The following is a 26,326-nucleotide window of genomic DNA, read 5'->3' as shown; positions in this document are numbered from 1 at the left end:
AACCCCCAGACGCACACGCCCCCCGGGACGCGCGGCATGAAAACCCAGACGGCGCACACGCATCCCGGGACGCGCGGATGAGCCGGGAAAAGTCCACCTTCGCCGACCGGCTGCTCGGCAGGGTCTCCCCGGCGGGGCTGCTCTCGCTCGCCGCCCCGCTCGTCGCCATCGCGTTCGCCGCGGCGATCACCATGGTCATCCTCTCGATCACCGGCGCCCCGCCGCTCGACACGCTGGTCATCATGGGCGAGTACGGCATCCGGCCGCGCTCGATCGTGCTCACCCTGAACGCCGCGACCTACTTCTACCTGTCCGCGCTCGCGGTGGCGATCGGGTTCAGGATGAACCTCTTCAACATCGGCGTCGACGGCCAGTACCGCTTGGCGGCGCTCACCGCCGCGGCCGTCGGCGGCGCGGTCACCCTGCCCGCCCCGCTGCACGTCGCGCTGATCATCTTCGTCGCGGTGCTGGTCGGCGCCGGATGGGCCGCGATCGCCGCTCTGCTCAAGGTGCGGCGCGGGGTGAGCGAGGTCATCTCCACGATCATGCTGAACGCGATCGCCACCTCGGTCGGTTTCTGGCTGCTCAACAAGGAGCGCCTCGCGGTCGAGGTCGCGGGCAGCAACAACATCGGCACCAGGCCGATCGGCCCCTCCGGCCAGGTGCCGGGGCTGGAGCTCATCCCCGGCACCCAGACGAAGGTGTTCGGCCTGATCATCCTGTCGGTCGTGATGGGCGTCCTCTACCACGTGGTGATCAACCGGACCCGCTTCGGCTTCAACCTGCGCGCCACCGGTCGTTCCGAGACGGCGGCGGTGGCGAGCGGCGTGAACGTCAAGCGGATGATCCTCATCTCGATGATCCTGTCCGGCGGGGTGGCGGGCCTGGTCGGCATGCCGCAGCTGCTCGGGGCCTCCTACAGCTACAGCCTGGACTTCCCGACCGGACTCGGCTTCACCGGCATCGCGATCGCGCTGCTCGGCCGCAACAACCCGATCGGCATCGCGTTCGGCGCCCTGCTGTGGGCCTTCCTCGACACCTCGGCGGGCATCCTGCAGCTCCAGAAGATCTCCCCGGACATCGTCACCATCATGCAGGGCACGATCGTGCTCTCGGTGATCATCGCCTACGAGCTGGTCCACCGCTACCAGATCTCCGCCGAGCAGCGCCGGGTGAGCCGCCAGCTGGCGGACACCACCCCGACCAGGGAAGGAACGCCGGCATGAGCCAGGGCGCCCTCACCACGCCGGAGGCTCCCTTCCTGGAGCCGAAGGCCCCCGCCCGCTTCAGGGTCACCTGGCGGGTCCTGCTGCTCGCCCTCGGCGCGCTCGTCCTGCTGCTCTCGTTCGCGCGGGCCGTCACCGGCGCCGTCGACCTCACCTCCGCGGGCGCGATCAACGCCTCCGTCGCGCTCGCCATCCCCATCGGCCTGGCCGGTCTGGGCGGCCTGTGGGCCGAGCGGGCCGGAGTGGTCAACATCGGCCTCGAAGGCATGATGATCATGGGCACCTGGTGCGGCGCCTGGGGCGCGATCCAGTTCGGCAACCCGTGGGCGGGCGTCGTCGCGGGCGCGATCGGCGGGGCCCTGGGCGGCCTGCTGCACGCGATCGCCACCGTGACGTTCGGCGTCGACCACATCATCTCCGGTGTCGCGATCACCATCCTGGGCCTGGGCGTCACCCAGTTCCTGTCCAAGGTCACCTTCGCCGAGATGCCGGGCGGCGGCGACTCCCAGTCGCCCCCCGTACCCAAACTCGACCTGGTGAGCTTGCCGCGGATCGGAGAGCCGCTCAGGGCGCTGGAGGCCAAGCAGTGGTTCCTGCTGTCGGACGTGGCGGGCATCCTGCGCGGCCTGACCACGAACGTCTCGCCGCTCACGATCGTCGCGATCCTGCTCGTCCCGCTCTCGTACTACCTGCTGTGGCGCACCGCGTTCGGCCTGCGCCTGCGCTCCTGCGGGGAGAGCCCGGTGGCCGCGGAGTCGCTGGGCGTTAACGTCTACACCTACAAGTACATCGCGGTGCTCGTCTCCGGCGCCCTGGCGGGCATAGGCGGCGCATTCCTCGCGCAGGTGGCAGCGAGCGCCTACCGCGAGGGACAGACCGGCGGGCGCGGCTTCATCGGCCTCGCCGCCATGATCTTCGGTAACTGGCGGCCGGGCGGGCTGGCCGGCGGCGCCGTGCTGTTCGGCTACACCGACGCGCTCCAGCTGCGCAGGGGCGGCGAGTCGGTGCACGCGCTGCTGCTCGTGGTGACGATCCTGATCGTCGGGGTCGCCGTCTACCAGCTCGTACGGCAGAACCGGACGCGGGCCGCGCTGATCACCGGGGTCGCGGCGGTCGCCGTGTTCGTCGTGTTCGCGCTGACCGACAGCGTTCCCTCGGAGTTCACCTCCGTCACTCCGCACATCACCACGCTGCTGGTGCTCTCGCTGGCGGCGCAGCGGCTCCGCGCGCCCGCCGCGGTCGGTCTGCCGTACCGCAGGGGACAGGGTAAGTGACCGTGACACGCGCACCTCACGAGCGGATCTGATTCGATGGGCACCGAGATGAGCAGCGAAGCGAACACCGGCCCGACCGGCGAGCCGGGCAGCGGGCAGGGCGGCCAGGGCATCGACTGGGCGGCGCTGAAGGCCGAGGCCGTACGGGCGATGGGGCACGCCTACGCCCCCTACTCCAAGTTCCCCGTCGGCGCCGCCGCGCTGGTGGACGACGGGCGGATCGTGTCCGGCTGCAACGTCGAGAACGCCTCCTACGGCATCGGGCTGTGCGCCGAGTGCGGGCTGGTGTCCTCGCTCCAGGCCACCGGCGGCGGCCGTCTCGTCGCGTTCACCTGCGTCGACGGGCACGAGGAGCTTCTCATGCCGTGCGGCAGGTGCCGTCAGCTGCTGTACGAGTTCGGCGGCCCCGAGCTGTTGCTGGAGACCATCGACGGCCCGAAGCCGATGGCGGAGATCCTGCCCTACGCCTTCGGGCCCCACGACCTGAGCCGGGGAGCCTGAACATGGACGCCATCGACGTCATCGTCACCAAGCGGGACGGCAGGGAGCTGTCGGCCGAGCAGATCGACTGGGTGATCGACGCCTACACCAAGGGCGTCGTCGCCGACGAGCAGATGTCCGCGCTCGCGATGGCGATCCTGCTCAACGGCATGAACCGGCGGGAGATCGCCGAGTGGACCCAGGCCATGATCCGCTCAGGGGCGAGGATGGACTGGTCGTCGCTGCCGGGACCCACCACCGACAAGCACTCCACCGGCGGCGTCGGCGACAAGATCACGCTGCCGCTCGCGCCGCTCGTCGCCGCGTGCGGGGGATACGTCCCCCAGCTGTCCGGCAGAGGACTCGGTCACACCGGCGGCACCCTGGACAAACTGGAGTCCATCCCCGGCTGGCGGGCGTCGCTGTCCAACGACGAGATGCTCGACGTACTCGGCAAGGCCGGAGCGGTCGTCTGCGCGGCGGGCGACGGTCTCGCCCCCGCCGACAAGAAGCTCTACGCCCTCCGCGACGTCACGGGCACCGTCGAGGCGATCCCGCTGATCGCCTCCTCGATCATGTCGAAGAAGATCGCGGAGGGCACCGGCGCGCTCGTACTGGACGTGAAGGTCGGCTCGGGGGCCTTCATGAAGAACGTGGAGCAGGCCCGCGAGCTGGCCACGACCATGGTCGAGCTCGGCACCGACGCCGGGGTCGAGACGGTCGCGCTGCTGACCGCGATGGACCGGCCGCTGGGCCTGGCGGTGGGCAACGCCCTGGAGGTCGCCGAGTCGGTGGAGGTGCTCGCCGGAGGCGGGCCCGCCGACGTGGTCGAGCTGACCGTACGGCTGGCGCGGGAGATGCTCCAGGCCGCGGGCATCTCCGGCGGCAAGGACCCCGAGACCGCCCTCGCGGACGGTTCGGCGATGGACGTCTGGCGCCGGATGATCGTCGCGCAGGGCGGCGACCCCGACGCCCCGCTGCCCAGGGCCGCCGAGACCATGGAGATAACCGCTCCCTCCTCGGGCGTGCTGTCCCGGCTCGACGCGTACGGCGTGGGCCTGGCGGCCTGGCGGCTCGGCGCGGGCCGGGAGCGCAAGGAGGACCCGGTGTCGTTCGGCGCGGGCATCGTGCTGCACGCCAAGCCCGGGGACCCGGTCCGCGAGGGGCAGCCGCTGATGACGTTGCACGCCGACGAGACCTCGCGCTTCGAGCGGGCGCTCGCCGCCCTCGAAGGCGCCTACACCGTCGGCGAGACCACCGGCCCCGGCCTGCTGCCGCTGGTCATCGACCGCATCACCGCCTGACGGCCCTCACCGCCTCTTCCGCCGTCGCGGTCGGGTGGTCAGAGCGGCCGGGAACCCGATGGTCACGGCCTGACGGCCCGCCAGGTCGGGCCGTCAGGGGCCGGTGATCTCCCAGGAACGGGTGATCGGCGGTCGAGCCCGCTCAGACGGTGAGGACCACCTTGCCGCGCACGTGGCCGCTCTCGACGACGCGGTGCGCGGCCACGGCGTCTTGTAGGGGGAACGTCCGGACGGGCAGGATGAGACGGCCGGTGGCCGCCCTGTCGACGACCTCGCGCAGGGCGGCGAGGGATCGGCCACCCACCCGTTGGACGCCGTGCTCCCGGACCGCGTTCTGGTCGACTGTCGTTCCGATGCGGCGGCGGTCGTCGACCAGGGCGAGGCTGGTGGTGAGGGCCTCACCGCCGACCAGGTCCAGGGCCACGTCGATTCCGTCCGGGGCCAGGGCGCGGACGCGGTCGAATAGGCCGGGACCGTAGGTGGTCGGGATGGCGCCGAGATCGCGCAGGTAGTCGTGGTTGTGCTCACCGGCGGTGCCGATGACCCGCGCGCCGAGATCGCGTGCGAGCTGGACGGCGACGGTGCCGACACCGCCCGCCGCCGCGTGGACGAGAACGACGTCGCCGGCTCCCACACCCAGTTGGGACAGGGCGACGTGCGCGGTCTGCCCGACAGCGGGCAGCCCACCGGCCGTCTCCCACGGGATCGACGGCGGCTTGACGACCAGGCCGTCGATGTCGGCCACCAGGACTTCCGCGTAGGCCTGCGCTGCCGCCGAGCCCATCACGTCGGTGCCGACGGCGATGGAGCCGTCGGCCGGGGCGGCGGGGCCGAGGGCGATGACGGTTCCGGCGAACTCGTTGCCCAGGCGCTGTGGAAAACACGCGGGTTCGGTTCCGACGAAGTCACCGCGGCGGATCTTGTAGTCGACCGGGTTGACTCCGGCCGCGCGGATCCGCACGAGTGCCTGGCCGGGGCCAGGTCGCGGTGTTTCGACCTGGAAGGGCCGCAGGACGTCCGGCGGGCCGAAGCGGGTCAGCGCGATGACTGTGGGCATGGAAGGTCCTCCAGGGGCCGATGGCTCCGCCGAAGCGGCTTTCGTACGTGCGGGCGACGATCGGTACGGGTCGTGAGGCACGGTCACTCACGGGAGGACGCCCTTTCCTCGTTGCGGGCTCGTGCGGTGTCGCGGACGGCGACGAGACCGGCCCTCAGCTCCTCACACTGGGACGCGGACAGCCGGCCGAAGGTGAGGTGTTCCAACTCGGCCCAGGCCGCACGGATCCGGGGACAGAGCGCCCGTCCCGCTTCGGTGAGGTCGACGTCCATCGCCCGCTGATCGGTCCGCGAGGGCGTGCGTACGACGAGTTCCGCACGCTCCATCGCCTGCAGGGTCGCGGTCACCGTGGAGCGGTCGCGGCCCATGAACCGGACGAGCTCGGACTGCGGCACCCGTCCGTGGTCCTGGAGGTACAGCAAAACGACCTCCTGGGGGGCGACCAGACCCAGTTCGGCCAGAAGCGAGGCGGCCAGGGCGGCGTGGAACCGCACCGCCTGCAGGAGCAGCGAGCCCAGCGGGGCCTCGGCGATCTGGACTCCCGGGTGGGAGTGTCGCGTTTTTCCCGGACCGTCTTTTGTTGGCATGCCAATATATTAACCGCATACTGCTGGCATGCCAACAAAAATCGACGACCCCGATCGACTGGACCCGGCCCTGCTCCGTCTCGCCGCGATTCTGATGGTCGGCGGGATGGCGTCCCTGCTCAACACCACCATCGTGGGAGTCGCCCTGGACGACACCCGGACCGCTCTGGGCGTCGGCGCCGAGCAGATCCAGTGGGTCGCGACCGCCTACCTCCTCACGCTGGCCGTGGTCGTCCCGACGATGCCTTGGATGATCGGCCGCATCGGCGTCCACGTGCTGTGGCGCGCCGGCCTGCTGGTCTTCGCCGTGGCCTCGCTGCTGTGCGGGGCGGCCTGGTCCACCACCAGCCTCATCGTCTTCCGTGTCCTGCAGGGGATCGGCGGCGGACTGATTCTGCCCCTGTTGCAGGCGATCCTGGCGACCGCGGCGGGTCCACGGAGGCTGGGCCGGGTGATGGCGCTCGTCGCGGTGCCCGGTCAGCTCGCGCCGCTCCTCGGGCCCGTCCTGGGCGGCATGCTGGTCGACGGTCCCGGATGGCGATGGGTGTTCTGGGTCAGTGTTCCACTGACCGTGGCCGCCCTGCTCCTGTCCTGGTACGGACTCCCCGACAGCGTGCCCGCCGACCCCCGGCCGCTCGACGTGCGCGGACTCCTCCTTCTGTGCCCCGGGCTGGCGGTACTGCTGTACGGCTGCACCCGGCTGACGGCCTCCGCCAACACCCTCGGCGCCTGGGTGCCGATCATGCTCGGTGTCGTGCTTCTGGGCGGTTACGTTCTCCACGCCATCCGGCGCCGCCATCCCCTGGTGGACCTCAGGTTGTTCGGCGACCGTTCGTTCGCCCTGTCCTCGGCGTTGACGGCACTGGCCGGTGCGTCGATCTTCGGCCCGATGGTGTTGTTGCCGTTGTTCTACCAGCAGGTGCGCGGGTCCACCGGAGTCGAGACCGGCCTGTTGCTGGCTCCCCTGGCGCTGGGCGTCATGGCCGCGCTCCCCGCGGCCGGGTGGCTCAACGACCGTTTCGGCCCCCGCCCGCCGCTCATCGTCGGCACCGTCCTCGCCGCCGTCGGCACCCTGCCGTATGTGCTGACGCCCGGCGCGGATGACCCGGCCCTGAGCGTCGCCCTGTTCCTGCGGGGTGTCGGCCTCGGACTGGCCACCGTTCCCATCACCACCGCCGCGTACCTCCGGTTGGGGGCCGGGGACATTCCCGGGGCGACCAGCCTGCTCAGCGTCGTCCAGCGCGTCGGGGGCTCCTTCGGTACGGCCTTCCTCCTCGCCGTCGTGGCCCGCCGACTCGCCGCCGACACCCCTCTTGTCCAGGCGTACGGGGTCGCTTTCTGCTGCACCCTCGTACTGTCCCTGGTCGCGCTCGTCCCCGCGGTGTTACTGCCTCGGCGCGATCCGGTGTAAGGGGGTGACGAGTCCTCGACGGCAGGTCGCCGGTGGGCCGGGCCGCCACCGTCCTCGTCGCGACCAAGGTGCTTGACTCCTCCTTCGACAAGGTGTCACGATCCGGCCAGGGCGCATGTGGTCGGCCGGAGGGTGAACCTCTCCGGGGATCTGAGCATCTAACGGGGCAGGAGGCTCATCATGAACCGCACCCTCGTTCCTCTCGCGCTCGTCCCCGTGCTCCTGTTCGCGGCCGGCTGCGGCTCGGCCACGCAGACCGCGACCCCGTCCCCGGAGGCCACAGTGATCACGGAGACGGCGGATCCGGCGGAGCCGTCCTCCACGCCGACCCCCACGCCCTCCGCCGCCACGGCGGCCCTCCTTCCTCCGACGAGCACCAAGGAGATCGAGGTCGACCGCGCCGTCTCCACCCAGCCGATCGTCACCGGGGCCCGGTTCGCCGAGCACCAGGGGTTCGACCGGGTGGTGATCGACCTCAAGGGCGAGCTGCCGGGCTACCGGGCACGGTGGGTCTCCGAACTCGTCCAGGACGGCTCGGGAGACAAGCTCGACGTCAAGGGCGGCGCCTACCTGCAACTGACGATCACCCCGGCCGTCGCGCACACCGAGGCGGGCCAGTCCACCTGGAAGGGCGGCCCGATCTTCCAGGCCCAGTTGGGCAACGTCCAGAACGTGGTCAAGGTCGGCGATTTCGAGGGCGTGGTGAGCGTGGGCGTCGTCCTCGACCGCAAGGCGCCGTTCCGGGTCCTGGAGCAGAAGAGCCCGAACCGGCTGGTCGTCGACATCTCGCACTGAGAGCGTCGGGGAACCGGGTGGCGCCGGGCCCCGAGACCGGGTGACAGACTGGCCTGATGGTACGCAAAATCGACAGCGCGACACGGATTCCCGTCCCCGGTGGCAAGACGATCGACGAATACGTCGGTCTGGCCAACAGCGGCGACCCTCGGATCTCGATCGCGTACATGAAGGCCCCGGCCGGGTGGGATGAGCCCGCCCAGACGCCGGAGTTCGCCGAATACACGCTGGTGCTCAAGGGCACCGTCATCGTGGAGCACGACGAGGGCACGACCGAGGTCGGCGTCGGGCAGGTGTTCCTGTGCGAGCCGGGGGAGCGGATCCGCTACAGCTCAGGTCCCGACGGCGCCGAGTACGTCGCCGTCTGCCTGCCGGCCTTCTCCCCGGAGACCGTCAACCGCGAGGGCGAGTGAGCCGGTGACGGTTCGTCGCGCGTCGATCCCGGTGTCTCCGTACCGGGATCGACGCCGCGTCCCCTCGTGGTCCCCCTCGCGCGGGACACCCGTACGAACATTCCCAGGCCGGGCCGTGACGGCCTCTTCGCGCAGGCCAACCGGTCAGGCCCCTGACGGTAAGGTTGCCGAATGAGTCAGCTACCCACTTTCGAGCAGATCCGCCTGGCTCCGAAGGTGTTGCTCCACGATCACCTCGACGGTGGCCTTCGGCCGGAGACCATCATCGAGCTGGCCCGCGAGTCGGGCTACGACAGGTTGCCCGCGACCGAGACGGAGAGCCTGCGCGCCTGGTTCAGGGAGTCCGCCGACTCCGGCTCGCTGGAGCGCTACCTGGAGACCTTCGACCACACGGTCGGCGTCATGCAGACGCGCGAGGCGCTGGTGAGGGTCGCCGCCGAGTGCGCCGAGGACCTGGCGAACGACGGCGTCGTCTACGCCGAGGTGCGTTACGCGCCCGAGCAGCACACCTCCGCGGGCCTGAGCCTCGAAGAGGTCATCGAGGCCGTACAGGAGGGCTTCGACACCGGTTCGGCGGGCCGTGGCATCCGGGTGGGCACGCTGCTCACCGCGATGCGCCACCAGGCCAGGTCCATGGAGATCGCCGAACTCGCGGTCCGCTACCGCGACGCCGGGGTGGCGGGGTTCGACATCGCCGGAGCGGAGGCGGGCTACCCTCCCACCCGCCACCTCGACGCCTTCGAATACCTCCAGCGGGAGAACGCCCACTTCACCATCCACGCGGGCGAGGCGTTCGGCCTGCCGTCGATCTGGCAGGCGATCCAGTGGTGCGGCGCCGACCGGCTCGGTCACGGTGTCCGGATCATCGACGACATCTCCGTCCAGGACGACGCCGAGCCCAAGCTGGGCCGCCTGGCGGCCTACGTCCGTGACAAGCGCATCCCCCTGGAGATGTGTCCGACGTCCAATCTGCAGACCGGTGCGGCGGCCTCCATCGCCGAGCACCCGATCGGCCTGCTGCGCCGCCTGAACTTCCGGGTCACCGTCAACACCGACAACCGGCTGATGAGCGGTACGTCCGTCTCCGAGGAGTTCGCCAAGCTGTCGGAGGCGTTCGGCTACGGCTGGGACGACATGCAGTGGTTCACCGTCAACGCCATGAAGTCCGCGTTCCTGCCGTTCGACGAGCGCCTGTCGCTCATCAACGGCGTCATCAAGCCCGGGTTCGCCCGCCTCAAGTGGCAGGTGTGAACGGGCTCGCCCGAGTGAAGTGAGCTTTTCCGATGAAGCAGGTGTTCCGCTCCAACCTCGCGATGATCGTCGGCTGGGTCTGGATGGCCTTCGCGGCGGTCAACGCGGTCGATCTGGTCGTCCGCTACAGCGGGCGGATGTCGATGATCGCCGCGGCGGTGCTGGCGGTGCTGACCGCGCTGGTCTTCGTCGGCTGCCTGCGCCCGGCGATCCTCCTCTCCGAGGAGGGCGTCCACGTCCGCAACCCGCTGAGAAACGCCTTCGTGCCCTGGCTGGGCGTGGACGAGGTCACGGTCTCCCACTCGATCACGATCACCTCCGGCGATGAGAGCATCCGCTGCTGGGTGCCGCAGACCTCCGCCCGCGAGCGGGCGGCGGCCGCGCGCAGGGGGAGGGCCGCGGCCACGCCCGCCCGGGGGCGTTTCAGGACCGAGCCGGTCCGATCGAAGGCCGAGCAGGCCGCCGCCGAGGCGCTGGCGGGCAGGACCCACGCCGACTGGGTGGCCGAGCAGATCACCGAACGCGCGGAATCCGCCAGGCGCGCGGCCTCGCTCGCCGAGACCGCGAAGAACGACGCGACCGGGCCGGGGGCGGAGGCCGGGGGCACCGGCGAAGCCGGAGCCGCCTCTGAAGCGGGTGCCGCGCCTGGAACCGGCGCGCTCACGATCACATGGTCGCCGGGCGCGCTGGCCGCGCTGGCCGCCGCCGCCCTGCTGGTGGTCGCGGCCTTCCTCGCCTGACGGGGTCGGAGGCCGGGAGTCCTGACCGGGTCAGAGGCCGAGGGCCTCGGTGAGGTCGGCCTTCAGCGCGTCGAGATCCCCTACGGCCCGCGCGCGGGCCTCGGAGACCTCGCCGGTCACCGGGACCACGACCTCCAGGTAGCACTTGAGCTTGGGCTCGGTCCCCGAAGGGCGGACGACGACCCGGGCTCCTCCCGCCAGGTGGTAGCGAAGGCCGTCGGTGGGCGGCAGCCCGCCCGCGCCGAGGCTCAGGTCGTCGGCGGCCTCGACCTCGCGACCGCCGAGCCGCGCGGGCGGCGCGTCCCGCAGGCGGGACATGGCCCCGGTGATCAGCGACAGGTCGGCCACCCGGAAGGACAGTTGGGAGGTGGCGTGCAGGCCGTGCCGGCGGGCCAGGTCGTCCAGGAGATCGAGCAGGCCGCGCCCCTCCAGCTTCGCCTGCGCGGCGATCCCGGCCACGGTCAGCGCCGCGCCGATGCCGTCCTTGTCGTGCACGGGCAGTCCGAGGTCGGAGCCGACGCTGTATCCCAGCGCCTCCTCGTACCCGAACCGCAGGCCATCGCCCGCCTTCATGATCCACTTGAAGCCGGTGAGGGTCTCGGCGCAGCGCACCCCGTACTCGCCGGCGATCTTGCCGAGCAGGGACGACGACACGACGGTGGTCGCCACCAGGCGGCCGTCACCCGAGGTCCGCCGGATCACGTGCTCGCCCAGCAGGGCACCCACCTCGTCGCCGGTCAGCATCCGGTAGCCGCCGCCGGGCAGCGGCACGCCCACCGCGCAGCGGTCCGCGTCGGGATCGTTGGCCAGTACCAGGTCCGCGCCGACGCGTTCGGCGAGCTCCAGGGCGAGGTCCATCGCGCCCGGCTCCTCCGGGTTGGGGAAGGCGACGGTGGGGAAGTCGGGGTCGGGCGCGGCCTGCGCCTCGACGGTCGCGGGCGCGTCGAACCCCGCGGCGGCGAAGGCCCGGGCCAGGGTGTCGCCGCCCACACCGTGCAGCGGGGTGTACGCCACCCGCAGCTCGCGGGCGTCGCCGATCGGGAGCGCGGTCACCGCCTCCAGATAGGCGTCCACGACGCCGTCGTCCAGCTCGTTCCACGCCGGGTCGCCGGGGGAGCCGAGGGGCAGCTCGGAGACGGGCTCCGTCGCGTCGATGGCGGCGGAGATCTCGGCGTCGACCGGCGGCACGATCTGGGAGCCGTCGCCCCAGTAGACCTTGTAGCCGTTGTCGCGGGGCGGGTTGTGGCTGGCGGTGACGGTCACGCCCGCGTCGGCGCCGAGGTGGCGGACGGCGAAGGCGAGCACGGGGGTGGGCAGCGGCCGGGGGAGGACCGAGGCGCGCAGCCCGGCCCCGGTGAGTACGGCCGCGGTGTCGTGGGCGAAGGCGTCCGACTTGTGCCGGGCGTCGTAGCCGATCACGACGTGTTTGCCGGGGCCGAGTACGCGGGCGAGCCCGGCCGCGGCGCGCATGACCGTCACCCGGTTCATCCGGTTGGGGCCGGCGCCCAGCTCACCCCTGAGCCCCGCGGTGCCGAACTCCAGCCGGGAACCGAACCGCTCGCGCAGCGCGTCGCCGTCACCGCTCTCCAGCAGCTTCTTCAGCTCCGCGCGCGTGTCGGGGTCGGGGTCCTGGGCGAGCCAGGAACGGGCGAGCCCCGCGAGATCGCTGCTCATCGTCACCTCCCGGGTCACAGCTTGCCGACGACGCCGGCCAGCAGGCCGCCCATGCGCGCGGCGGTGGCGCGACCGACCTCCAGCACCTCCTCGTGGTTGAGCGGCTCGCCCACCAGTCCGGCGCCCGGGTTCGTGACCAGGGAGATGCCCAGCACCTCGGCACCGGCTTCGCGGGCCGCGATCGCCTCGAGCACGGTGGACATGCCGACCATGTCGCCGCCGAGGATGCGGCACATGCGAACCTCGGCCGGAGTCTCGTACGTCGGGCCGCGGAAGGCCACGTAGACGCCCTCTTTCAGCGAAGGGTCGGCCTCGCGGGCCAGCTCGCGCAGGCGCGGGGTGTAGACGTCGGTGAGGTCGACGAAGGTGGCGCCGGTGATCGGGCTGGCGCCGGTCAGGTTGATGTGGTCACTGATCAGCACCGCCTCGCCGACCTCCTGGGTCTCGGGGCGCAGGCCCCCGGCGGCGTTGGTCAGCACGACCGTGCCCACCCCGGCCTTGATCGCGGTCCGTACGCCGTGCACGACCGGGTCCACGCCGCGGCCCTCGTAGAGGTGGGTACGGCCCAGGAAGATCAGTGCGTTCTTGCCCGACTCGGTTCGTACGGCGCGGATCCGGCCCGCGTGGCCCTGCACGGCGGGTGGCGCGAAGCCGGGCAGATCGGTCACCGGGATCTCGGCGACCGTCTCGCCGATCACGTCGGCGGCAGGGACCCAGCCGGAGCCCATCACCAGCGCGACATCGAAGGAGTCCACGCCGACGGCGCTTCTCAGCGCGTTCGCGGCGTCGGCGGCGAGTGCATACGGGTCATTGGTCACGTCAGTGAGCGTACCGGTCGGCTGCCTTCACACAGCGTCGTGTCCCCTGCTCAGGGGGAGGGCAGGTCCGTCCCCTGCTCAGGTCCGTCTCCTCCTCGGATCCGCTTCCCGCTGAGGCCCGTCCTCGCTCGGGCCCGTCCCCGCTCGGCGGAGGGGTGACGCGCCCGGGACGTTCAGCCGAGCCCGGTGACGGCCACCGAGACCAGGCCGACCGCCGCTCCGGCCGCGATCAGCCACGCCGAGTTCAGCTTCGTCCTCCACAGCACGAGCAGTGTTCCCGCGGTGAGCGCCCAGGTGAGCGGATCGACCAGGGAGATGCGGCCGAGCTGGAACGCGACTCCGGCCATCAGCGCCAGCGCGGCGGCGTTCACCCCGTCGAGCAGCGCGCTCGACCAGGTCCTCGCCCTGATCCGGTCGGTGATCTTGGTGAGCAGCCCGACCAGCAGGAAGCTCGGCAGGAAGATCGCGACCGTGGCGACGATCGCGCCGGGGACCCCGGCGATCAGGTAGCCGACGAAGGTGGCCGTGGTGAACACCGGACCGGGGGTGAACTGGCCGATCGAGACGGCGTCGGTGAGCTGGGTGCTGGTGAGCCAGCCGAGCCGATGGACGAAGTCGCCCTCCAGGAAGGCGAGCAGGACGTAGCCGCTCCCGTACAGGACGGCCCCGATCTTGAGCATGGTGAGGAAGAGCCGGAGCAACTGGTCGGGGTCCTGGCCACCGGTAAGGACCAGCGGTGCGGCCAGCAGCGCCCGCGCGCCGTTCCCGGGAGGTTCCTCATCCGGCCCGCGCGGGCGGGAGCGCCGGGCGGAGGCCGTCCGCACCGCCACGGTCAACAGGGCTCCGGCGGCGAGCAGGAGCAGCTCGTTCACGCCGAGCAGGTAGGCCGTCAGGACACCCACGGCCAGGATCCACAGATAGGTGGTCCCCAGCGCGGTACGGACCAGGGAGAGCAGGGCCCAGACGATGATCGCGATGACGACGGGCCTGATGCCGTACAGGATCCCGCTCACCGCCGGGGTGTGGCCGTAGTGGACGTACAGGGCCGCGAGCGTGCCGACCATGAGCGCGGCGGGCAGGATGAAACAGACCCCGGCCGACACCAGGCCGCGCCACCCGGCGCGGTCGTGGCCGATGTGGATGGCCAGCTCGGTGGAGTTGGGGCCGGGGATGAGGTTGGTCGCGCCGATCAGATCGAGGAAACGCTGCTCGGTCAGCCAGCCGCGCCGCCGTACCACCTCGTCGTGCATCATCGCGATGTGCGCCGCGGGTCCTCCGAAGGCGATGACGCCCAGCCGCAGGAACAGCCAGGTCACCTCGCGCAGGGATGAACCGCGTCCGGTTTCGCCATTTTCGGGAGGTACGTCATTCACCAGGGAATCATGACATTCTTCCAGGTGAAGGCAGGGTGGCCTCCGGGTTAACTCCACCCCCAGGCGTGCCCGCGTGCGGCGAACTCGTTCGAGTGGGTCAGGCCCACCTCTCGCGCGTGTCCGCGTTCGGCCCGTCCACACCGGCCTTCCACGTGACGGCGATCCGCGTGTCCGTGTGCGGGAGATGACGAGCGATGCCCTCAGGCTCCCGGGGGAGTTCCCCCGGGAGATCGTCATGTGCGCGCCGGGAGTGCCTCGGCTCGCAGGGAGCCCGGCGGTCTCCACGGGGAGGTCAGCTTCCCAGCGAGGTGCAGGGACGCCCACGCAGCTCCCTGACGTAGTCGTCGGGGGCACCCGCGCGCTCGGCGGCCTCGGCCAGGATGCCGAGGTAGCGGGCCGAGGGCAGCCCGCCCTCGTACCCGTCGAGCACGTAGAACCACGCCACGACCTCACCCTCCATGGTCTGCACCCGGAGCTTGACCTTGTGATAGAGGCCGCGCGCCGCGCCCTCCCACTGGTCGAGGGAGCTCTCGTCCCACTCGGGCACGTCGTAGAGGACGACGAAGACCTGGTCGTCAGGGTCCTCGACGATGGAGGCGAGCGCGCCCTCCCAGCCGAGATCGTTCCCGCCGAAGGTCAGACGCCAGCCCAGGAGCCAGCCCGTCCCCCTGATCGGGGAGTGAGGGGCCCGCTGGGCCATCTGCTTCGGGTCCATGTTGCTGCCGTAAGCGGCGTAGACAGGCACGGAGACAAACACTAATCCAAGATCCGCGAGACGCTCACCCGGCTTCGAGGCCACGCCGATGACTGGTGGAATCTCGATGGTTTTGTGGTGGTTTCGTGGTTTGGGAGGGGTGCCCAGCGATGCCCGGTCCCGTCATGCGGGAGAATGGGCCATGTGACGAGGATAGTGATCATCGGTGGCGGTCCCGGCGGATACGAGGCGGCGCTGGTCGCCGCCCAGCTGGGAGCGCAGGTCACCGTGGTCGAACAGGACGGCCCCGGCGGGGCCTGCGTCCTCACCGACTGCGTGCCGTCCAAGACGCTGATCGCCACCTCGGTGCGCAAGCAGGCGCTCCTGGACGCCAGCATGCTGGGAGTCCACTACACCGGTGGCCCCGACGGCGACGTCGGCGGCGTCATCGCCGACATGCCACTGGTGAACCGGCGCGTCAAGGAGCTCGCCCGTGCCCAGTCCGCGGACATCGCCGCCCGGCTGGCGGCGGAGGGCGTCGAGGTGATCAAGGCCCCCGGGCGGCTGGTCGACCCGCAGGTGGTCAGGGCGGGAGACCGGACGATCCGCGCGGACGTCGTCATCGTGGCGACCGGCGCGACCCCGCGCATCCTCACCGGCGCCGAGCCCGACGGCGAGCGCATCCTCACCTGGCGCCAGCTGTACGACCTGGAGGAACTGCCCGAACACCTCATCGTGGTCGGCTCCGGCGTCACCGGCGCGGAGTTCGCCGGGGCCTACCGCTCGCTGGGCTCGGAGGTCACGCTCGTCTCCTCCCGCGACCGCATGATGCCCAACGAGGACGCCGACGCCGCCGAGGTCCTCGAAGAGGTATACCGGCGCCGTGGCATGAACGTCATGGGCCGCTCCCGCGCCGAGTCCGTCAAGCGCACCCCGGACGGTGTGGTCGTCACCCTGGAGGACGGCCGGACCGCCGAGGGCAGCCACTGCCTGATGACGGTCGGCATGGTCCCCAACACCGCGGGGATCGGCCTCGAGGAGGCCGGGGTCACCCTTGACCGGGGCGGCTTCATCCAGGTCGACAAGGTCTCCCGCACCTCCGCGCCCGGCGTCTACGCGGCCGGAGACTGCACCGGTGTCCTGATGCTCGCCTCGGTCGCCGCCATGCAGGGCCGGATCGCCGTCTGGCACGCCCTCGGCGAGGCCGTGCACCCGCTCCGCCTCGCGACCGTGGCCTCCGCCATCTTCACCGACCCCGAGATCGCCGCCGTGGGCATCGCCGAGCGGGCGATCGAGAACGGTGAGATCGAGGCCAACATCGTCAAGCTGCCGCTCGCCACCAACGCCCGCGCCAAGATGCAGGGTTTCAACGACGGCTTCGTGAAGCTCTTCTGCCGCCCCAACACCGGCATCATCCTCGGTGGCGTCGTGGTCGCCCCCCGCGCCTCCGAGCTGATCCTCGGGGTCTCGGTCGCCGTGCAGCAGCGGCTGACCGTCGACCAGATCGCCCACACCTTCGCGGTCTACCCCTCCCTGTCCGGCTCCGTCACCGAGGCCGCCCGCCGTCTCATGCAGCCCATGACCCCCAGCGGCATCTGATCATGCACTTCGGATCCCGCTCCGTTTGTCCCGCCGGGCGGTGTCAGTGGACGCGGGGGCGGAGGCGGGCGAGGGCGGCTCTGCCGTCCTGGACGGCGCGGGCCACGAAGTGCAGCTCCTCTTCGCGGCGGGCGACGAGAAGGGCCTGCTTGGCCGCCTCGTAGGCGTCGAGGGCGAGACGCCAGTCGCGGTCGGCGGTCATGCCGCCTCGCCCGCTCACCTGGAACTCGTAGTCGAGCTGGTCGATCTCCTCGCCCAGCCGGGTGATGTTCTCTTCCGCGCCGTTCCGCATCAGCACGAACCGGGCGTTGCGCCGGCTCCGCCGCTGCGCGCTGACACCCCAGGCCACCACGGTCAGCGCCAGGCCCACCGCGCTGAGCACAACCATGACGAGCCCCACGGACGGGCCGCCGCTCTGGATGGGTTCGTCCTGCGGGGCGTTCGTTTCCCTGGCTCCGAAGATGTCGAGGTCGGGCAGCGAGGTCGGCAGCGGGACGGTGAGACCGGTGGGGGTGCCCTTGGCGCCGGTGAGGTCGACGTCGTCGGCCTGGATGAAGGACGCGGCCTCGACCAGCGCGCCGGTGAAGTCGGCGCCGTCCAGCTCGGCCTGGGTGAACTCGACCTCGCGCACGTCGGCGTCCTTGAACGTCGCGTTGCGCAGGTTCGCCTGGCTCATCTTGGCCTCGCGGAGCTTGGCCCTGGTGAAATCGGCTTTGCGGGCCTTGAGCTGGCCGGGGGTGCTCTCCTCCAGGTCGGCGTCGACCAGCTTGGCGTTGGTGAAGTTGACCTGGGTCAGCTCGGCCCTGGTCAGCTTCGCCCCGGTCAGGTCCGCGTGCGGGAACTCCGCCTGTCCGGCCTCGGCGTCGACCAGGATCGCCTTGCGCAGGTCGGCGTGGTCGGCGTGCATCTGCCCCAGGTCGGCCTCGGTGAGGTTGGCGCCCCGCAGGTCGGCGTACTTCAGCGTGGCCTGGGTGAGGTTGGCCTGCCTGAGCGAGGCGCCGCGCAGGATCGCTCCGGTGAGGTCCTTCTGGATGAGTTCCACACCGTTCAGCTTCGCCCCGGTCAGGTCGGCGCAGCGCAGGGTGACGGGAAGCTGGGCGCCCCTGGTGAAGTCCTTGCCGCGCAGGTTGACGCCCTGACCGGGCTTGCACGGCCCGGCCGAGGCCTGGGCGGGAGAGATGACTGTCCCCGAGAGCGCGAAGATCGCGACGATGAGAGCCAGGGGGATGGGACGACGCACGGGAGCCTCCTTCAAAGCAGCCCCGATCGTGGCAGCGGACCATTGCATCACGCTAGACACCCACTTGCACCTTTCGCGCCGAAGTTCATGGACAACCTCCCGGCGGGGCTACCTCCGTCGCGTGACGGCAGGGCTCGCGTTTCTCGCTATTCAGATGTTGAAGACATTTGGATTTTGTTAGTATCCTGATTTTCATTGTTCCGGGAAAGGGAGTGGCGATGGTTCGGCTGATTCGGGGTGCGGTGTGCTCGGACCTCTCCGAGCAGGCCCGCACCGGGCGGCGAGGAGGAGCGTCGGCTCTCGCCGTACGGCGCCTCGGAGCCGTACGAGGATCCGGTCCCCGCACTCCGAGACCTGGGAGCTGACGATGGCGACCCGGCACCTGTACGTGATGCGGCACGGCGCGGCGGACGCGTTCGGCACGTTGACCGACGTCGGGCAGCGGCAGTCCGAGCTGGTCGGGAAGCGCCTGGCCGCCCTGCCCGTCGACGTCGTGTGGCATTCGCCCCTTCCCCGGGCGGTGCGCTCCGCCCAGATCGTCGGAGAGCACCTGCCGGGCGTCGCGGTGCGCGAAGCGGCCGAGCTGATCGACCATGTGCCGTACGTGCCGGACGAGATGCCCCCCGCGTGGGCGGGGTTCTTCGACGGGTACGACGCGGAGGAGGCCGCCGCGGGCGCGGCCCTCGCGGACGCGTTGACCGACAGGTTCGCGCGCCCGGCGGAGACCGAGACCCACGAGGTCCTGGTCACCCACGCCTATCCGGTGGCCTGGCTGCTGCGGCACGCCCTCGACGCGCCACCGGTGCGATGGCTGGGGCTGAACTGCGGAAACACGGCGCTGACGGCGATCGAGTATCGCGACGCCGTGGCGCCGACGGTGCTGTCGTACAACGACATGGGCCACCTCCCGCCCGACCTGCGCTGGACGGGGTTCGGGCCGAGCGCGCGGCCCTGAGCGGCAGTGTGGCGGAAAGCCACCCGATCGCCCCGGATCGTCCCGGGCGCTCCTCGGTGCTTCTCACCTGGATGACTGTTGATCCATGTGAGAAGCCCGGACGGGACCGAACTTCCACGGCCGGTTCGTATGGATACGGGAAGATGAGGCCTAACGCCTGCACGGCAGGTGGTCACCCGGAAGAGCCACCGCCTCCCAACCGCGATTGACCTCATGCCCCGGTGACGGGACTTCGTCGGACTCTCGCCCACCCGAAGACCCGAAGTCCTAGTCGTGACGGAGTACGGCGTGGGCGGCGCCGAGGCGCAGGGCCTCGTCGCGTTCCGAGTGGTCGCCCGACACCTCGTCGGCCCATTCGAGGAGCCGGCGCAGGTGGACGTCGGCCCCGGTCGTGACGACACCGGGACTGCCGAGGGCGACCTCGCCGCCGGTCCCGTCGATGGTGACGAGGGTGCCCTCACCGACGGTGCGTCCACCGGCCCGCACCGAGGCGCCGGTGACGTCGACGACGAGGTCGCCGATCCCCACCACAGCGGGCTTTCCCATCGAGCGCGCGACGACCGCGGCGTGGCTGGCCGGTCCGCCGCGGGCGGTGACGATCCCGGCGGCGGCCGCCAGACCGTGCATGTCGTGCGGGGAGGTCTCCGGCCGTACCAGGATGACCGGGCCGTCCGCGGCCATGCGTACCGCTCCGTCCGAGGTGGTCGCCACCCTGCCGGCCGCGACACCGGGGCAGGCGCCGATTCCCCTGGCCAGGATGTCGGCGGTTCCCGCGATCCGGGGTGTGCGGACGTGCGGGAGATGCCGCGGTGAGATTCTGAGCAGCGCTTCGTGCCGCCCGATCACCCGCTCGTCGGCGAGGTCGGTCGCGACGCGGACGGCGGCACCCCCGACGAACCTTCCCGGCCGGACCTGCAGAATCCACAGCTCCCCGGCCTGGAAGGTGAACTCGACATAGCACGCGTCGCGGTAGTGCCCCTCGACCCGGCGCAGCGCGTCCAGGAGGCCGGTCCACACCGCCGGTTCCCGGTCGGCGAGTTCGCGCAGGGGCCGGGTGAGTGAGCTGCCGGAGACGACGTCCTCACCCTGGTGCCCGAACAGGACCTCGCCGAACGGGACGTTCTCCCCGGTGTTGGGGTCGCGGCTGAACGCGACCCCGGTGCCGCTGTGCTCATCGCGGTTCCCGAAGACCATCGTCTGCACGATCACGGCCGTACCGAGGTCGTGCGGGATGTCGTGCAGCTCGCGGTAGGTTCTGGCGCGCGGCGTGTCCCACGACGAGAACACGGCCTCGACCGCCGACTCCAGTTGCCGCGCCGCGTCGTCCGGGATCGGCCGGCCCCACCGTCGCCGGATGAGATCCTCGACCGCCTCGATCCGTGCCTGCTCGTCACCTGCCCCTCGTGCGAGGGCTCCGTCGTCCACGTTGACGATCGCGGCGGCGAAGCCGGACAGGAACCGCAACCGTGAGTTCAGCGCGAACCGCGCGTCGCCCGTCTCGGCCGCCAGAGCGGCCGTGGCCTCGGTCGTGAGGCCGAGGTTGAGGATCGTGTTCATCATGCCGGGCATCGACACCTCGGCCCCGGAGCGAACGGAGACCGCCAACGGCGTCCGTGATCCCCCGAAGCGGCGCCCGGTGGAGGCTTCGAGGTCGGCGACGGCCGCCGCGAGTTCGTCGTCGAGTCCGTCGGGAAGACGCCCGTCGCGCAGGAACGCGCGACACGCGTGGGTGGTGACGACGAACCCGGGGGGCACCGGCAACCCGAGACGCCTCAGGACCAGGAGACCGTGTGCCTTGCCGCCCAGCGTCTCCGCCGTCTCCTCGACACGCGGAGAGAGCGGGCGAACCCATCTCATACCCATCGGGGGATCCCGAGTGTGGCGTGCAGGTCCTCGTGAAGCTCCGCCCACACGATGTGGTACGACGAGAAGTCGTCGGCCACGTACTCCAACTCGCCGGCGGCGGCACGCTCGAGTGCCTCGGTGAGACGAACCCGGTAGCGGCCGAAGCGGGGCAACGCCGCGGACAGCCGGGCGCCGACGACGGCGGCACGCCGGTCGAAGTCGACGAACCGGGCGAGGACGCGGGCGTCGTAGGAGGCGTCGCGGTGGTCGTTGGCGGCCATGACACCGTCGACGGACCGGATCTGCCACGCCGTGCACAGTTCGAGCAGTTCCGGGTTGAGTACGAGAAAGTCGTCGAACGCCGCCTTCACGGCGGCACGGGCTCCGGCCGACTCCAACTCGGCGTTGAGGCGTTCGGCGTTCACGGCACGGCCGGCGTCGGTGAGACTCCATCCGCCGAAGTCGCCGCCCGCATACGTGACGAGACCAGCGACCGCGAGATCGATCAGCTCGGACTCGACGTCGGATTCACCGAGCCCCGTGGTGCCGGCGAGGCGGGTGAGGCCGGAGGCGCCGCTGCAGCGCAGGGCGTGGAGCACCGACAGGCCGGTGTCGGTCGCGAAAGACTCGGATCGGGTCATGACGTGGGCCCCTTCGGCCGGGTGTCGTTCGAGGCGTCGGCGGTGGAGGTGTCGGCGTTCGAGGCGCCGGAGGTCGAGAGGTCGGAGGTCGAGGCCGCGTACGCGGCGCCTCGTCCGTGGGCTCGGGCGACGATCGCGCCGTTCCGGACGCGTACGGCGGACTCCGTCTCGTCGTCGAGGTCCGTCAGGCCGATCGCCGACGCCACCAGGGCGTCGTCGTCGAGGACGAGCCGGACACGCCGCCAGGCGTCGGGAGCGAAGACCCGCCGCAGGCAGCCGACGAGATCGGTGATCCTGAGCCGTACGAGGCGGCCCGTCTCGGCGGCGTCGTCCGTGACGGCGACCACCGTCACCTGCTCGCCGGGCCGGGCGGAACGGACGGCCTCCTCGACGGCGGCGAGACGGCCGGCCCCCAGCACCGTGATCAGACCGTCGGCACCGAGGTCGACCCGACCCCCGCTGATCCGATCCGTGAGTTCGGTGGGCGGATCCCACGCGTCCTCGCACGGTCGCGCCGGAGTGACATAGGGAAGATACGGCGGCTCCCAGGTGTCGGTGAGCTCGATCCCGGCCAGATGCTCACACGCGCGTGCCAGGTCGAAGGGGTCGCCGAATCCCGGTGCGCTCTCGGCCAGGTGACCCGAACCGTCCAGCAGCGTCAGCGCCAGCTCGGCGAGCCGTACCCGCCGCACCGGCGTCGCGCGGGCCGGTTCGCACGACTCCAGGGCGAGGGCGAGCAGCAACGCCTCCACCCTGACGACCTGCGCCAGCACCGTACGCCCCCGCTCGTCGTCGAGGACGCCGCCGAGCGAGCGCAGGTGCAGGCGCCCTCCGGAGGCCGTGTCGCCGACCAGAGGCAGCCGTTCGAGCCAGGTCCTGGCGAACGCGCCCAGCGCATCGGCCGTCGTCGATGGGGGTGGCGGTGGCTGCGTCGGTGGCTCGTCCGCGGTGGGGTTCTCGACCATGTCGATCAGCACCGCCAGATACAGCGCACGTTTGCTCGGGAAGTTCGAGTAGACCGCCCCGCGGGTCAGGTCGGCCCGATCGGCGATCCGGTCGACCTTGGCCGCCGCGTAGCCGTGCTCGGTGAACTCCTCCCTCGCCGCCGTCAGCACGAACCTCCGGGTGCGCTCCTGCTGCTGCACCCGCGTCAGTCGAACCATCACCTTTCCTTTCTGCGAACCATCGGCATTAGGATACTCTCAAAATTCAGATGTTATAAACATCTGAATCACGGGACGATCGAGATGAGGGATGGTGACGGTGAGCGATCATGGATTCGAGACCGAAGGGCTGACCAAGGCATTCGGCAAGGTCACCGCGCTGAACGGTGTCGATCTGGCCGCCCCGCGCGGGCAGGTGCTCGGCCTGCTGGGCCCCAACGGCGCGGGAAAGACCACCGTGATCCGCGTCCTCGCGACCCTGCTGCGCCCCGACAGCGGGCGCGCGTCCGTGGCCGGGTTCGACGTGGCACGCCGACCGGCGGAGGTGCGCCGCCGGATCGCGCTGTCGGGCCAGCACACCAGCGTGGACGAGGAGCTGACCGGCCTGGCGAACCTGGTCATGATCGGCCGGCTCCTCGACCTGTCCCGACCGCAGGCTCTCCTGCGCGCCACCGACCTGCTCGCCCGTTTCGGCCTGGAGGACGCGGCGAAAAGACCGGTGGCCGGTTACTCCGGTGGCATGCGCCGCCGCCTCGATCTCGCCGCGAGCATGGTCGGACACCCCGAGGTGGTCTTCCTCGACGAGCCCTCGGTGGGACTGGACCCCGGCAAACGCGACGAGCTGTGGCAGATGATCCGGGGCCTGAGCGCGGACGGCGTCACCGTCCTGCTCACCACCCAGTACCTCGAAGAGGCCGACGCCCTCGCCGACGCCATCGCCGTCATCGACCAGGGACAGGTCATCGCCTCCGGCACCCCCGCCGAGCTGAAACGAGAAGTCGGCGGGCACACCATCGCCGTGCGGCCGAACGACCCCGCCGACACCGACGTGGCCGCCCGCATCCTGGCCGACGTCGCGGGCCGGGCCCCGGAGCGCTCCAGCCGCCACGAGCTGGTCGTGCCCGTCACCGGTGACGGGGACTTCTTCGAGATCGCCGCCCGGCTGCGCGAACGCCGCATCGGCGTCTCCGAACTGTCGCTGCGCCTGCCCAGCCTCGACGAGGTCTTCCTCGCCCTGACCGGAACACCCGCCACCCCCGCCGCCTCCGCCGAAGAACCGACGAAAGCCGCCCGATGACCGCCACCGAACGATCGCGTACCGGAATACCTACCACCACCGCCGGCCACACCGACGAAGGTCGCCCGATGACCGCCACCGAACGATCGCGTACCGGAATACCTACCACCGCCGCCGACGAACCGACGAGGGCCGCCCGATGACCGCCACCGTGTCCAGCATCGAACCACCGCGCACCCGGCCCCTCGCCTGGCTACGGCACAGCTTCGTGCTCGCCGGCCGCAGCCTCGCCAAGACCACCCGCAACCCCGGCCCGATCATCAACGGGGTCGTCACACCCGCCCTGTTCATGGTGCTCTTCCTCTATCTCTTCGGCGGCTCCGTGGCCGGCTCCACCGCCGACTACCTGCGGTACCTCTTCCCCGGCATCCTCGTCATGGGCGCCGGCCTCGCCGGGTTGGTCTCGACCGGCACCAACATCAACCTCGACCTCAAGAACGGTGTCACCGACCGGTTCCGCAGCCTGCCCATCAGCCGCCTCGCGCCCCTGCTCGGCTCCGTACTGGCCGACATCGTCCGCTATCTGCTCGCCGTCGCCATCCTCTTCGCCATCGGCACGCTCCTCGGCTTCCGCGCCCACGGTGGTCTCCCCGCGGTCCTCGCCGCCGCCGGCCTCGCCATCACCTTCGGCTTCTGCCTGAGCTGGGTCACCGTGTTCTTCGGTGTCCTCGTCAAGAGCGCCGACACCGTCCTCGCGATCAGCTTCATCAGTTTCCTGCCGTTGCAGCTCGGCACCAGCCTCGCCGCTTCCGTCGAGACCCTGCCCGGATGGCTGCGAGCCTGGGCCGAGATCAACCCCGTCACCCACGCCATGGACGCCTGCCGCGCCCTCCTCAACGGCACCCCGGTCGGTGGCACCGTCACCACCACGCTCGTCTGGTGCGCGGTCCTCTTCGTGGTGTTCTGCCCCCTCGCCATCCGCGCCTACAGCCGCCAGCAATGACCCCGGCGGGTTTCGTACGTGGCGGAGCGCGAGCTTCGGCCCGTCGGACCTCGGCCACCCACCGCTACGCGGGGTCTCACCCGTGAGCAGCGGTGAGGGCGGCGCCCAGCCAGCCGGAGTCGGCGCCGAGTGCCGCGGGCGTGAAGGGAACGCGGGACGCGAAGGGCAGCCGGATGAGGTCACGGGCGATACGCACGGCCGGCTCAACGTAGCCGGGCGCGCCGGTGCCAAGCCCTCCGCCGATGACGACCACCTCGGGGTCGTACGACTGGACCAGTCCGGCGAGGTACGCGCCGAGGTGCCAGGCCGCGTGGTCCACGACGTCTCCGGCGGCGGGAACTCCGTCACGGGCGTCGTCCAGGACGGGTCTGGCGTCTCTCGCGCCCGGCCCCCGGTACGCCTCCGCCAGTGCGGGACCGGAGCAGATGTCTTCCACGGTGCCTGCCTCGCACGTCGACCAGGGGCAGCGTGCCGGAGGCGCGTACCCGCTGAAGAGCGCCCCGCCGTGTGCGCCGGTCAGTACTCGACCGTCGTGCACGAGCGAGTGCGACAGGCCGGTGCCGAGACTGACGAAGAGGGTGTCGTTCGCGCCGCGCCCGGCACCGAGCGACCATTCGGCCAGGGCGCCGCAGGCGGCGTCGTTCGCGGCGATGACGGAGCCGCCGTCCCGGAGCTCGCGGGGCATGTCGCCCAGGACGTCGGCGGGCGTCCAGCCGCGCCAGCCGATCCAGGAGGTGAGGTCGCGAAAGCGGCCGTCGCCGTCGACCGTAGTGGTGACGGAAAGGCCGACGGCCGCGATGGCGAAGGTGTCGCAGGCCCGGCGGAGCAGCGTGCGCACGGTGGCGGCGTTGACCTCGCCCGTGCCGCGGACGGTCGGCTCGACCCCTATCCGGGTGCTGGTGCCGTCGGCGTGCAGAACGCCGACGGCGATCTTCGTGCCGCCGACGTCGACGCCGGCGACGGCTGTGGGCCGGCTCATGTCAGGTGCTCACGATCCGGGTGCCGGCGCTCTCGGCCGCGCGGGCCGTCTCGGTCGCGGCGCCCTGCTCATCGGTGACGACGATGTCGACGTCGTCCAGACCGCACACCTTCGCGTACGTCGTGACGCCGAACTTGCCGCCGTCGGCGACCAGGATGGTGCGGCGGGCGCTGGCCAGGGCGGAACGCTTGACGAACGCGTCGTCGGGGTTGTACTCGGTGACGCCGCTGGCCGCGTCCAGGCCGCTCGCACTCATGATGTAGGTGTCGAAGTTGTACTCGGCGAACGCGCGCTGCGTCTCGGTGCCGTACAGCGTGTGCTCCACCGGTCTCACCACGCCGCCCGCGAGCAGGACGGTGAGGCCGGGGTCGTCGGCGAGTTCGGAGGCGATGCGCAGGTCCACGGTGAGGACGCGGATGTTGCGCCTTCCGAGGAGGGCGCGGGCGACGTTCGCGGTGGTGGACCCGGCATCGAGGATGATCGTCTCGCCCTCGCGGATCTGCTCGGCGGCGGCCTTGCCGATGTGTTGCTTGTTCTCGGCGTTACTGAGGATGCGCGCCTGATAGCGCGGCGAGTGGCTCTGCGAGACGATGGAGACGGCTCCGCCGTGAACACGGCTGAGCGCACCGGTCTGCTCCAGTGCCTCCAGGTCGCGGCGGATGGTCATCTCGGTCATGCCGCTCTCTCGGGCGATGTCGGAGATGCGGAGACGGCCGGTCCGCTGGATCACGTCCAGGATCAGGCGGTGCCGGTCGGACTTCTTCATCACGTTCCTCCGGTGAGTGA

Annotated in this window: 25 protein-coding genes; 13 read left to right on the top strand and 12 right to left on the bottom strand. The window is 71.1% G+C overall.

The genetic code is table 11. The annotated features are described in order from the left end of the window. The first annotated feature begins 77 nt into the window (after positions 1 to 77). Genes ACFY3D_RS07025 through ACFY3D_RS07010 form a run of 4 tightly spaced genes read left to right on the top strand, consistent with a single transcriptional unit; the run spans position 78 to position 4,284 of the window. Positions 78 to 1,226: an ABC transporter permease gene (locus ACFY3D_RS07025; protein WP_389975949.1), complete on the top strand. Its 1,149-nt coding sequence runs from the start codon at positions 78 to 80 to the stop codon at positions 1,224 to 1,226. After that, entirely contained in the window at positions 1,223 to 2,500 is a 1,278-nt protein-coding gene (locus ACFY3D_RS07020; RefSeq protein WP_389975946.1) for an ABC transporter permease, read from the top strand. The genes ACFY3D_RS07025 and ACFY3D_RS07020 overlap by 4 nt, the downstream gene beginning before the upstream one ends. A gap of 48 nt (positions 2,501 to 2,548) precedes the next feature. Then, the gene (locus tag ACFY3D_RS07015) at positions 2,549 to 3,001 is read left to right on the top strand and encodes a cytidine deaminase (protein ID WP_389975943.1); all 453 of its coding nucleotides are present in this window, start codon (positions 2,549 to 2,551) and stop codon (positions 2,999 to 3,001) included. A gap of 2 nt (positions 3,002 to 3,003) precedes the next feature. Further along, entirely contained in the window at positions 3,004 to 4,284 is a 1,281-nt protein-coding gene (locus ACFY3D_RS07010) for a thymidine phosphorylase (protein ID WP_350943462.1), read from the top strand. A gap of 142 nt (positions 4,285 to 4,426) precedes the next feature. On the opposite strand, the gene ACFY3D_RS07005 is transcribed toward ACFY3D_RS07010, so the two are convergent. Further along, entirely contained in the window at positions 4,427 to 5,341 is a 915-nt protein-coding gene (locus ACFY3D_RS07005) for an NADP-dependent oxidoreductase (protein WP_389975940.1), read from the bottom strand. 83 nt (positions 5,342 to 5,424) lie between these two features. After that, positions 5,425 to 5,928: a MarR family winged helix-turn-helix transcriptional regulator gene (locus tag ACFY3D_RS07000; RefSeq protein ID WP_389975937.1), complete on the bottom strand. Its 504-nt coding sequence runs from the start codon at positions 5,926 to 5,928 to the stop codon at positions 5,425 to 5,427. Positions 5,929 to 5,956: 28 nt separating this feature from the next. On the opposite strand from ACFY3D_RS07000, the gene ACFY3D_RS06995 reads away from it, so the two are divergent. The 5 genes from ACFY3D_RS06995 (at position 5,957) to ACFY3D_RS06975 (ending at position 10,538) form a co-directional block, all read left to right on the top strand. Next, entirely contained in the window at positions 5,957 to 7,339 is a 1,383-nt protein-coding gene (locus ACFY3D_RS06995; protein WP_389975934.1) for a DHA2 family efflux MFS transporter permease subunit, read from the top strand. A 180-nt stretch (positions 7,340 to 7,519) separates the two neighbouring features. After that, entirely contained in the window at positions 7,520 to 8,134 is a 615-nt protein-coding gene (locus tag ACFY3D_RS06990) for a hypothetical protein (RefSeq protein WP_389975931.1), read from the top strand. 56 nt (positions 8,135 to 8,190) lie between these two features. After that, positions 8,191 to 8,547 (top strand): AraC family ligand binding domain-containing protein, encoded by a 357-nt coding sequence (locus tag ACFY3D_RS06985; protein ID WP_350943465.1) that lies wholly within the window; start codon positions 8,191 to 8,193, stop codon positions 8,545 to 8,547. Between the two features lie 171 nt (positions 8,548 to 8,718). Continuing rightward, positions 8,719 to 9,798, top strand: coding sequence for an adenosine deaminase (locus ACFY3D_RS06980; RefSeq protein WP_389975927.1), 1,080 nt, complete (start codon positions 8,719 to 8,721; stop codon positions 9,796 to 9,798). A gap of 32 nt (positions 9,799 to 9,830) precedes the next feature. Further along, positions 9,831 to 10,538: a hypothetical protein gene (locus tag ACFY3D_RS06975; protein ID WP_389975924.1), complete on the top strand. Its 708-nt coding sequence runs from the start codon at positions 9,831 to 9,833 to the stop codon at positions 10,536 to 10,538. A 30-nt stretch (positions 10,539 to 10,568) separates the two neighbouring features. Here ACFY3D_RS06975 and ACFY3D_RS06970 read toward each other — a convergent pair whose 3' ends face one another. The 4 genes from ACFY3D_RS06970 to ACFY3D_RS06955 all read right to left on the bottom strand — a co-directional run bounded on the left by ACFY3D_RS06970 (position 10,569) and on the right by ACFY3D_RS06955 (position 15,148). Continuing rightward, positions 10,569 to 12,212, bottom strand: coding sequence for a phospho-sugar mutase (locus ACFY3D_RS06970; RefSeq protein ID WP_389975922.1), 1,644 nt, complete (start codon positions 12,210 to 12,212; stop codon positions 10,569 to 10,571). A gap of 14 nt (positions 12,213 to 12,226) precedes the next feature. Continuing rightward, entirely contained in the window at positions 12,227 to 13,030 is an 804-nt protein-coding gene (locus ACFY3D_RS06965) for a purine-nucleoside phosphorylase (protein WP_389975919.1), read from the bottom strand. A gap of 173 nt (positions 13,031 to 13,203) precedes the next feature. After that, positions 13,204 to 14,346, bottom strand: a complete 1,143-nt coding sequence (gene chrA, locus ACFY3D_RS06960) for a chromate efflux transporter (protein WP_389975916.1) — start codon at positions 14,344 to 14,346, stop codon at positions 13,204 to 13,206. Between the two features lie 349 nt (positions 14,347 to 14,695). Further along, positions 14,696 to 15,148 (bottom strand): gamma-glutamylcyclotransferase, encoded by a 453-nt coding sequence (locus ACFY3D_RS06955; RefSeq protein WP_389975913.1) that lies wholly within the window; start codon positions 15,146 to 15,148, stop codon positions 14,696 to 14,698. Positions 15,149 to 15,301: 153 nt separating this feature from the next. Between ACFY3D_RS06955 and ACFY3D_RS06950 the strand changes: the two genes are divergently transcribed. After that, the gene (locus ACFY3D_RS06950) at positions 15,302 to 16,696 is read left to right on the top strand and encodes an NAD(P)H-quinone dehydrogenase (RefSeq protein WP_350943476.1); all 1,395 of its coding nucleotides are present in this window, start codon (positions 15,302 to 15,304) and stop codon (positions 16,694 to 16,696) included. 43 nt (positions 16,697 to 16,739) lie between these two features. On the opposite strand, the gene ACFY3D_RS06945 is transcribed toward ACFY3D_RS06950, so the two are convergent. Next, the gene (locus ACFY3D_RS06945) at positions 16,740 to 17,936 is read right to left on the bottom strand and encodes a pentapeptide repeat-containing protein (RefSeq protein WP_389975908.1); all 1,197 of its coding nucleotides are present in this window, start codon (positions 17,934 to 17,936) and stop codon (positions 16,740 to 16,742) included. A 367-nt stretch (positions 17,937 to 18,303) separates the two neighbouring features. Between ACFY3D_RS06945 and ACFY3D_RS06940 the strand changes: the two genes are divergently transcribed. Then, entirely contained in the window at positions 18,304 to 18,891 is a 588-nt protein-coding gene (locus tag ACFY3D_RS06940) for a histidine phosphatase family protein (RefSeq protein WP_389975905.1), read from the top strand. Between the two features lie 267 nt (positions 18,892 to 19,158). Here the strand turns inward: ACFY3D_RS06940 and ACFY3D_RS06935 are convergent, their stop codons facing one another. The 3 genes from ACFY3D_RS06935 to ACFY3D_RS06925 are packed head-to-tail and all read right to left on the bottom strand — an operon-like array spanning position 19,159 to position 22,540. Further along, positions 19,159 to 20,754 (bottom strand): pyruvate, phosphate dikinase, encoded by a 1,596-nt coding sequence (locus tag ACFY3D_RS06935; RefSeq protein ID WP_389975902.1) that lies wholly within the window; start codon positions 20,752 to 20,754, stop codon positions 19,159 to 19,161. Next, positions 20,745 to 21,377, bottom strand: a complete 633-nt coding sequence (locus ACFY3D_RS06930) for a transcriptional regulator (RefSeq protein ID WP_389975899.1) — start codon at positions 21,375 to 21,377, stop codon at positions 20,745 to 20,747. Before ACFY3D_RS06930 ends, ACFY3D_RS06935 begins: the two co-directional genes overlap by 10 nt. Further along, positions 21,374 to 22,540 carry a TetR/AcrR family transcriptional regulator gene (locus ACFY3D_RS06925; protein ID WP_389975896.1) on the bottom strand — a complete coding sequence of 389 codons (1,167 nt, stop codon included), beginning with the start codon at positions 22,538 to 22,540 and terminating at the stop codon, positions 21,374 to 21,376. Before ACFY3D_RS06925 ends, ACFY3D_RS06930 begins: the two co-directional genes overlap by 4 nt. 100 nt (positions 22,541 to 22,640) lie before the next feature. Here ACFY3D_RS06925 and ACFY3D_RS06920 point away from each other — a divergent pair, with 100 nt between their 5' ends. Together ACFY3D_RS06920 and ACFY3D_RS06915 are read left to right on the top strand one after the other, a co-directional pair. Continuing rightward, positions 22,641 to 23,618 carry an ATP-binding cassette domain-containing protein gene (locus tag ACFY3D_RS06920; protein ID WP_389975894.1) on the top strand — a complete coding sequence of 326 codons (978 nt, stop codon included), beginning with the start codon at positions 22,641 to 22,643 and terminating at the stop codon, positions 23,616 to 23,618. A 139-nt stretch (positions 23,619 to 23,757) separates the two neighbouring features. Continuing rightward, the gene (locus tag ACFY3D_RS06915; protein ID WP_389975892.1) at positions 23,758 to 24,561 is read left to right on the top strand and encodes an ABC transporter permease; all 804 of its coding nucleotides are present in this window, start codon (positions 23,758 to 23,760) and stop codon (positions 24,559 to 24,561) included. Positions 24,562 to 24,637: 76 nt separating this feature from the next. Here ACFY3D_RS06915 and ACFY3D_RS06910 read toward each other — a convergent pair whose 3' ends face one another. Continuing rightward, entirely contained in the window at positions 24,638 to 25,540 is a 903-nt protein-coding gene (locus ACFY3D_RS06910) for an ROK family protein (RefSeq protein WP_389975889.1), read from the bottom strand. Position 25,541: 1 nt separating this feature from the next. Further along, the gene (locus tag ACFY3D_RS06905) at positions 25,542 to 26,306 is read right to left on the bottom strand and encodes a DeoR/GlpR family DNA-binding transcription regulator (RefSeq protein ID WP_389975886.1); all 765 of its coding nucleotides are present in this window, start codon (positions 26,304 to 26,306) and stop codon (positions 25,542 to 25,544) included. Between the last annotated feature and the right edge of the window lie 20 nt (positions 26,307 to 26,326).

Source organism: Streptosporangium sp. NPDC000509 (assembly GCF_042898365.1).
In the GTDB taxonomy this organism is placed as follows: Bacteria; Actinomycetota; Actinomycetes; order Streptosporangiales; family Streptosporangiaceae; genus Streptosporangium.
Note: the sequence above shows the minus strand (reverse complement) of the source record. Positions and strands in the feature narration are given on the sequence as shown.

Bases quoted from the DNA above. Each gene is read 5' to 3' on its own strand.
- ACFY3D_RS07025 (WP_389975949.1), top strand. From the start codon at position 78: ATGAGCCGGGAAAAGTCCACCTTCGCCGACCGGCTGCTCGGCAGGGTC.
- ACFY3D_RS07020 (WP_389975946.1), top strand. From the start codon at position 1,223: ATGAGCCAGGGCGCCCTCACCACGCCGGAGGCTCCCTTCCTGGAGCCG.
- ACFY3D_RS07015 (WP_389975943.1), top strand. From the start codon at position 2,549: ATGAGCAGCGAAGCGAACACCGGCCCGACCGGCGAGCCGGGCAGCGGG.
- ACFY3D_RS07010 (WP_350943462.1), top strand. From the start codon at position 3,004: ATGGACGCCATCGACGTCATCGTCACCAAGCGGGACGGCAGGGAGCTG.
- ACFY3D_RS07005 (WP_389975940.1), bottom strand. From the start codon at position 5,341: ATGCCCACAGTCATCGCGCTGACCCGCTTCGGCCCGCCGGACGTCCTG.
- ACFY3D_RS07000 (WP_389975937.1), bottom strand. From the start codon at position 5,928: ATGCCAACAAAAGACGGTCCGGGAAAAACGCGACACTCCCACCCGGGA.
- ACFY3D_RS06995 (WP_389975934.1), top strand. From the start codon at position 5,957: ATGCCAACAAAAATCGACGACCCCGATCGACTGGACCCGGCCCTGCTC.
- ACFY3D_RS06990 (WP_389975931.1), top strand. From the start codon at position 7,520: ATGAACCGCACCCTCGTTCCTCTCGCGCTCGTCCCCGTGCTCCTGTTC.
- ACFY3D_RS06985 (WP_350943465.1), top strand. From the start codon at position 8,191: ATGGTACGCAAAATCGACAGCGCGACACGGATTCCCGTCCCCGGTGGC.
- ACFY3D_RS06980 (WP_389975927.1), top strand. From the start codon at position 8,719: ATGAGTCAGCTACCCACTTTCGAGCAGATCCGCCTGGCTCCGAAGGTG.
- ACFY3D_RS06975 (WP_389975924.1), top strand. From the start codon at position 9,831: ATGAAGCAGGTGTTCCGCTCCAACCTCGCGATGATCGTCGGCTGGGTC.
- ACFY3D_RS06970 (WP_389975922.1), bottom strand. From the start codon at position 12,212: ATGAGCAGCGATCTCGCGGGGCTCGCCCGTTCCTGGCTCGCCCAGGAC.
- ACFY3D_RS06940 (WP_389975905.1), top strand. From the start codon at position 18,304: ATGGCGACCCGGCACCTGTACGTGATGCGGCACGGCGCGGCGGACGCG.
- ACFY3D_RS06935 (WP_389975902.1), bottom strand. From the start codon at position 20,754: ATGGGTATGAGATGGGTTCGCCCGCTCTCTCCGCGTGTCGAGGAGACG.
- ACFY3D_RS06930 (WP_389975899.1), bottom strand. From the start codon at position 21,377: ATGACCCGATCCGAGTCTTTCGCGACCGACACCGGCCTGTCGGTGCTC.
- ACFY3D_RS06925 (WP_389975896.1), bottom strand. From the start codon at position 22,540: ATGGTTCGACTGACGCGGGTGCAGCAGCAGGAGCGCACCCGGAGGTTC.
- ACFY3D_RS06915 (WP_389975892.1), top strand. From the start codon at position 23,758: ATGACCGCCACCGTGTCCAGCATCGAACCACCGCGCACCCGGCCCCTC.
- ACFY3D_RS06910 (WP_389975889.1), bottom strand. From the start codon at position 25,540: ATGAGCCGGCCCACAGCCGTCGCCGGCGTCGACGTCGGCGGCACGAAG.
- ACFY3D_RS06905 (WP_389975886.1), bottom strand. From the start codon at position 26,306: ATGAAGAAGTCCGACCGGCACCGCCTGATCCTGGACGTGATCCAGCGG.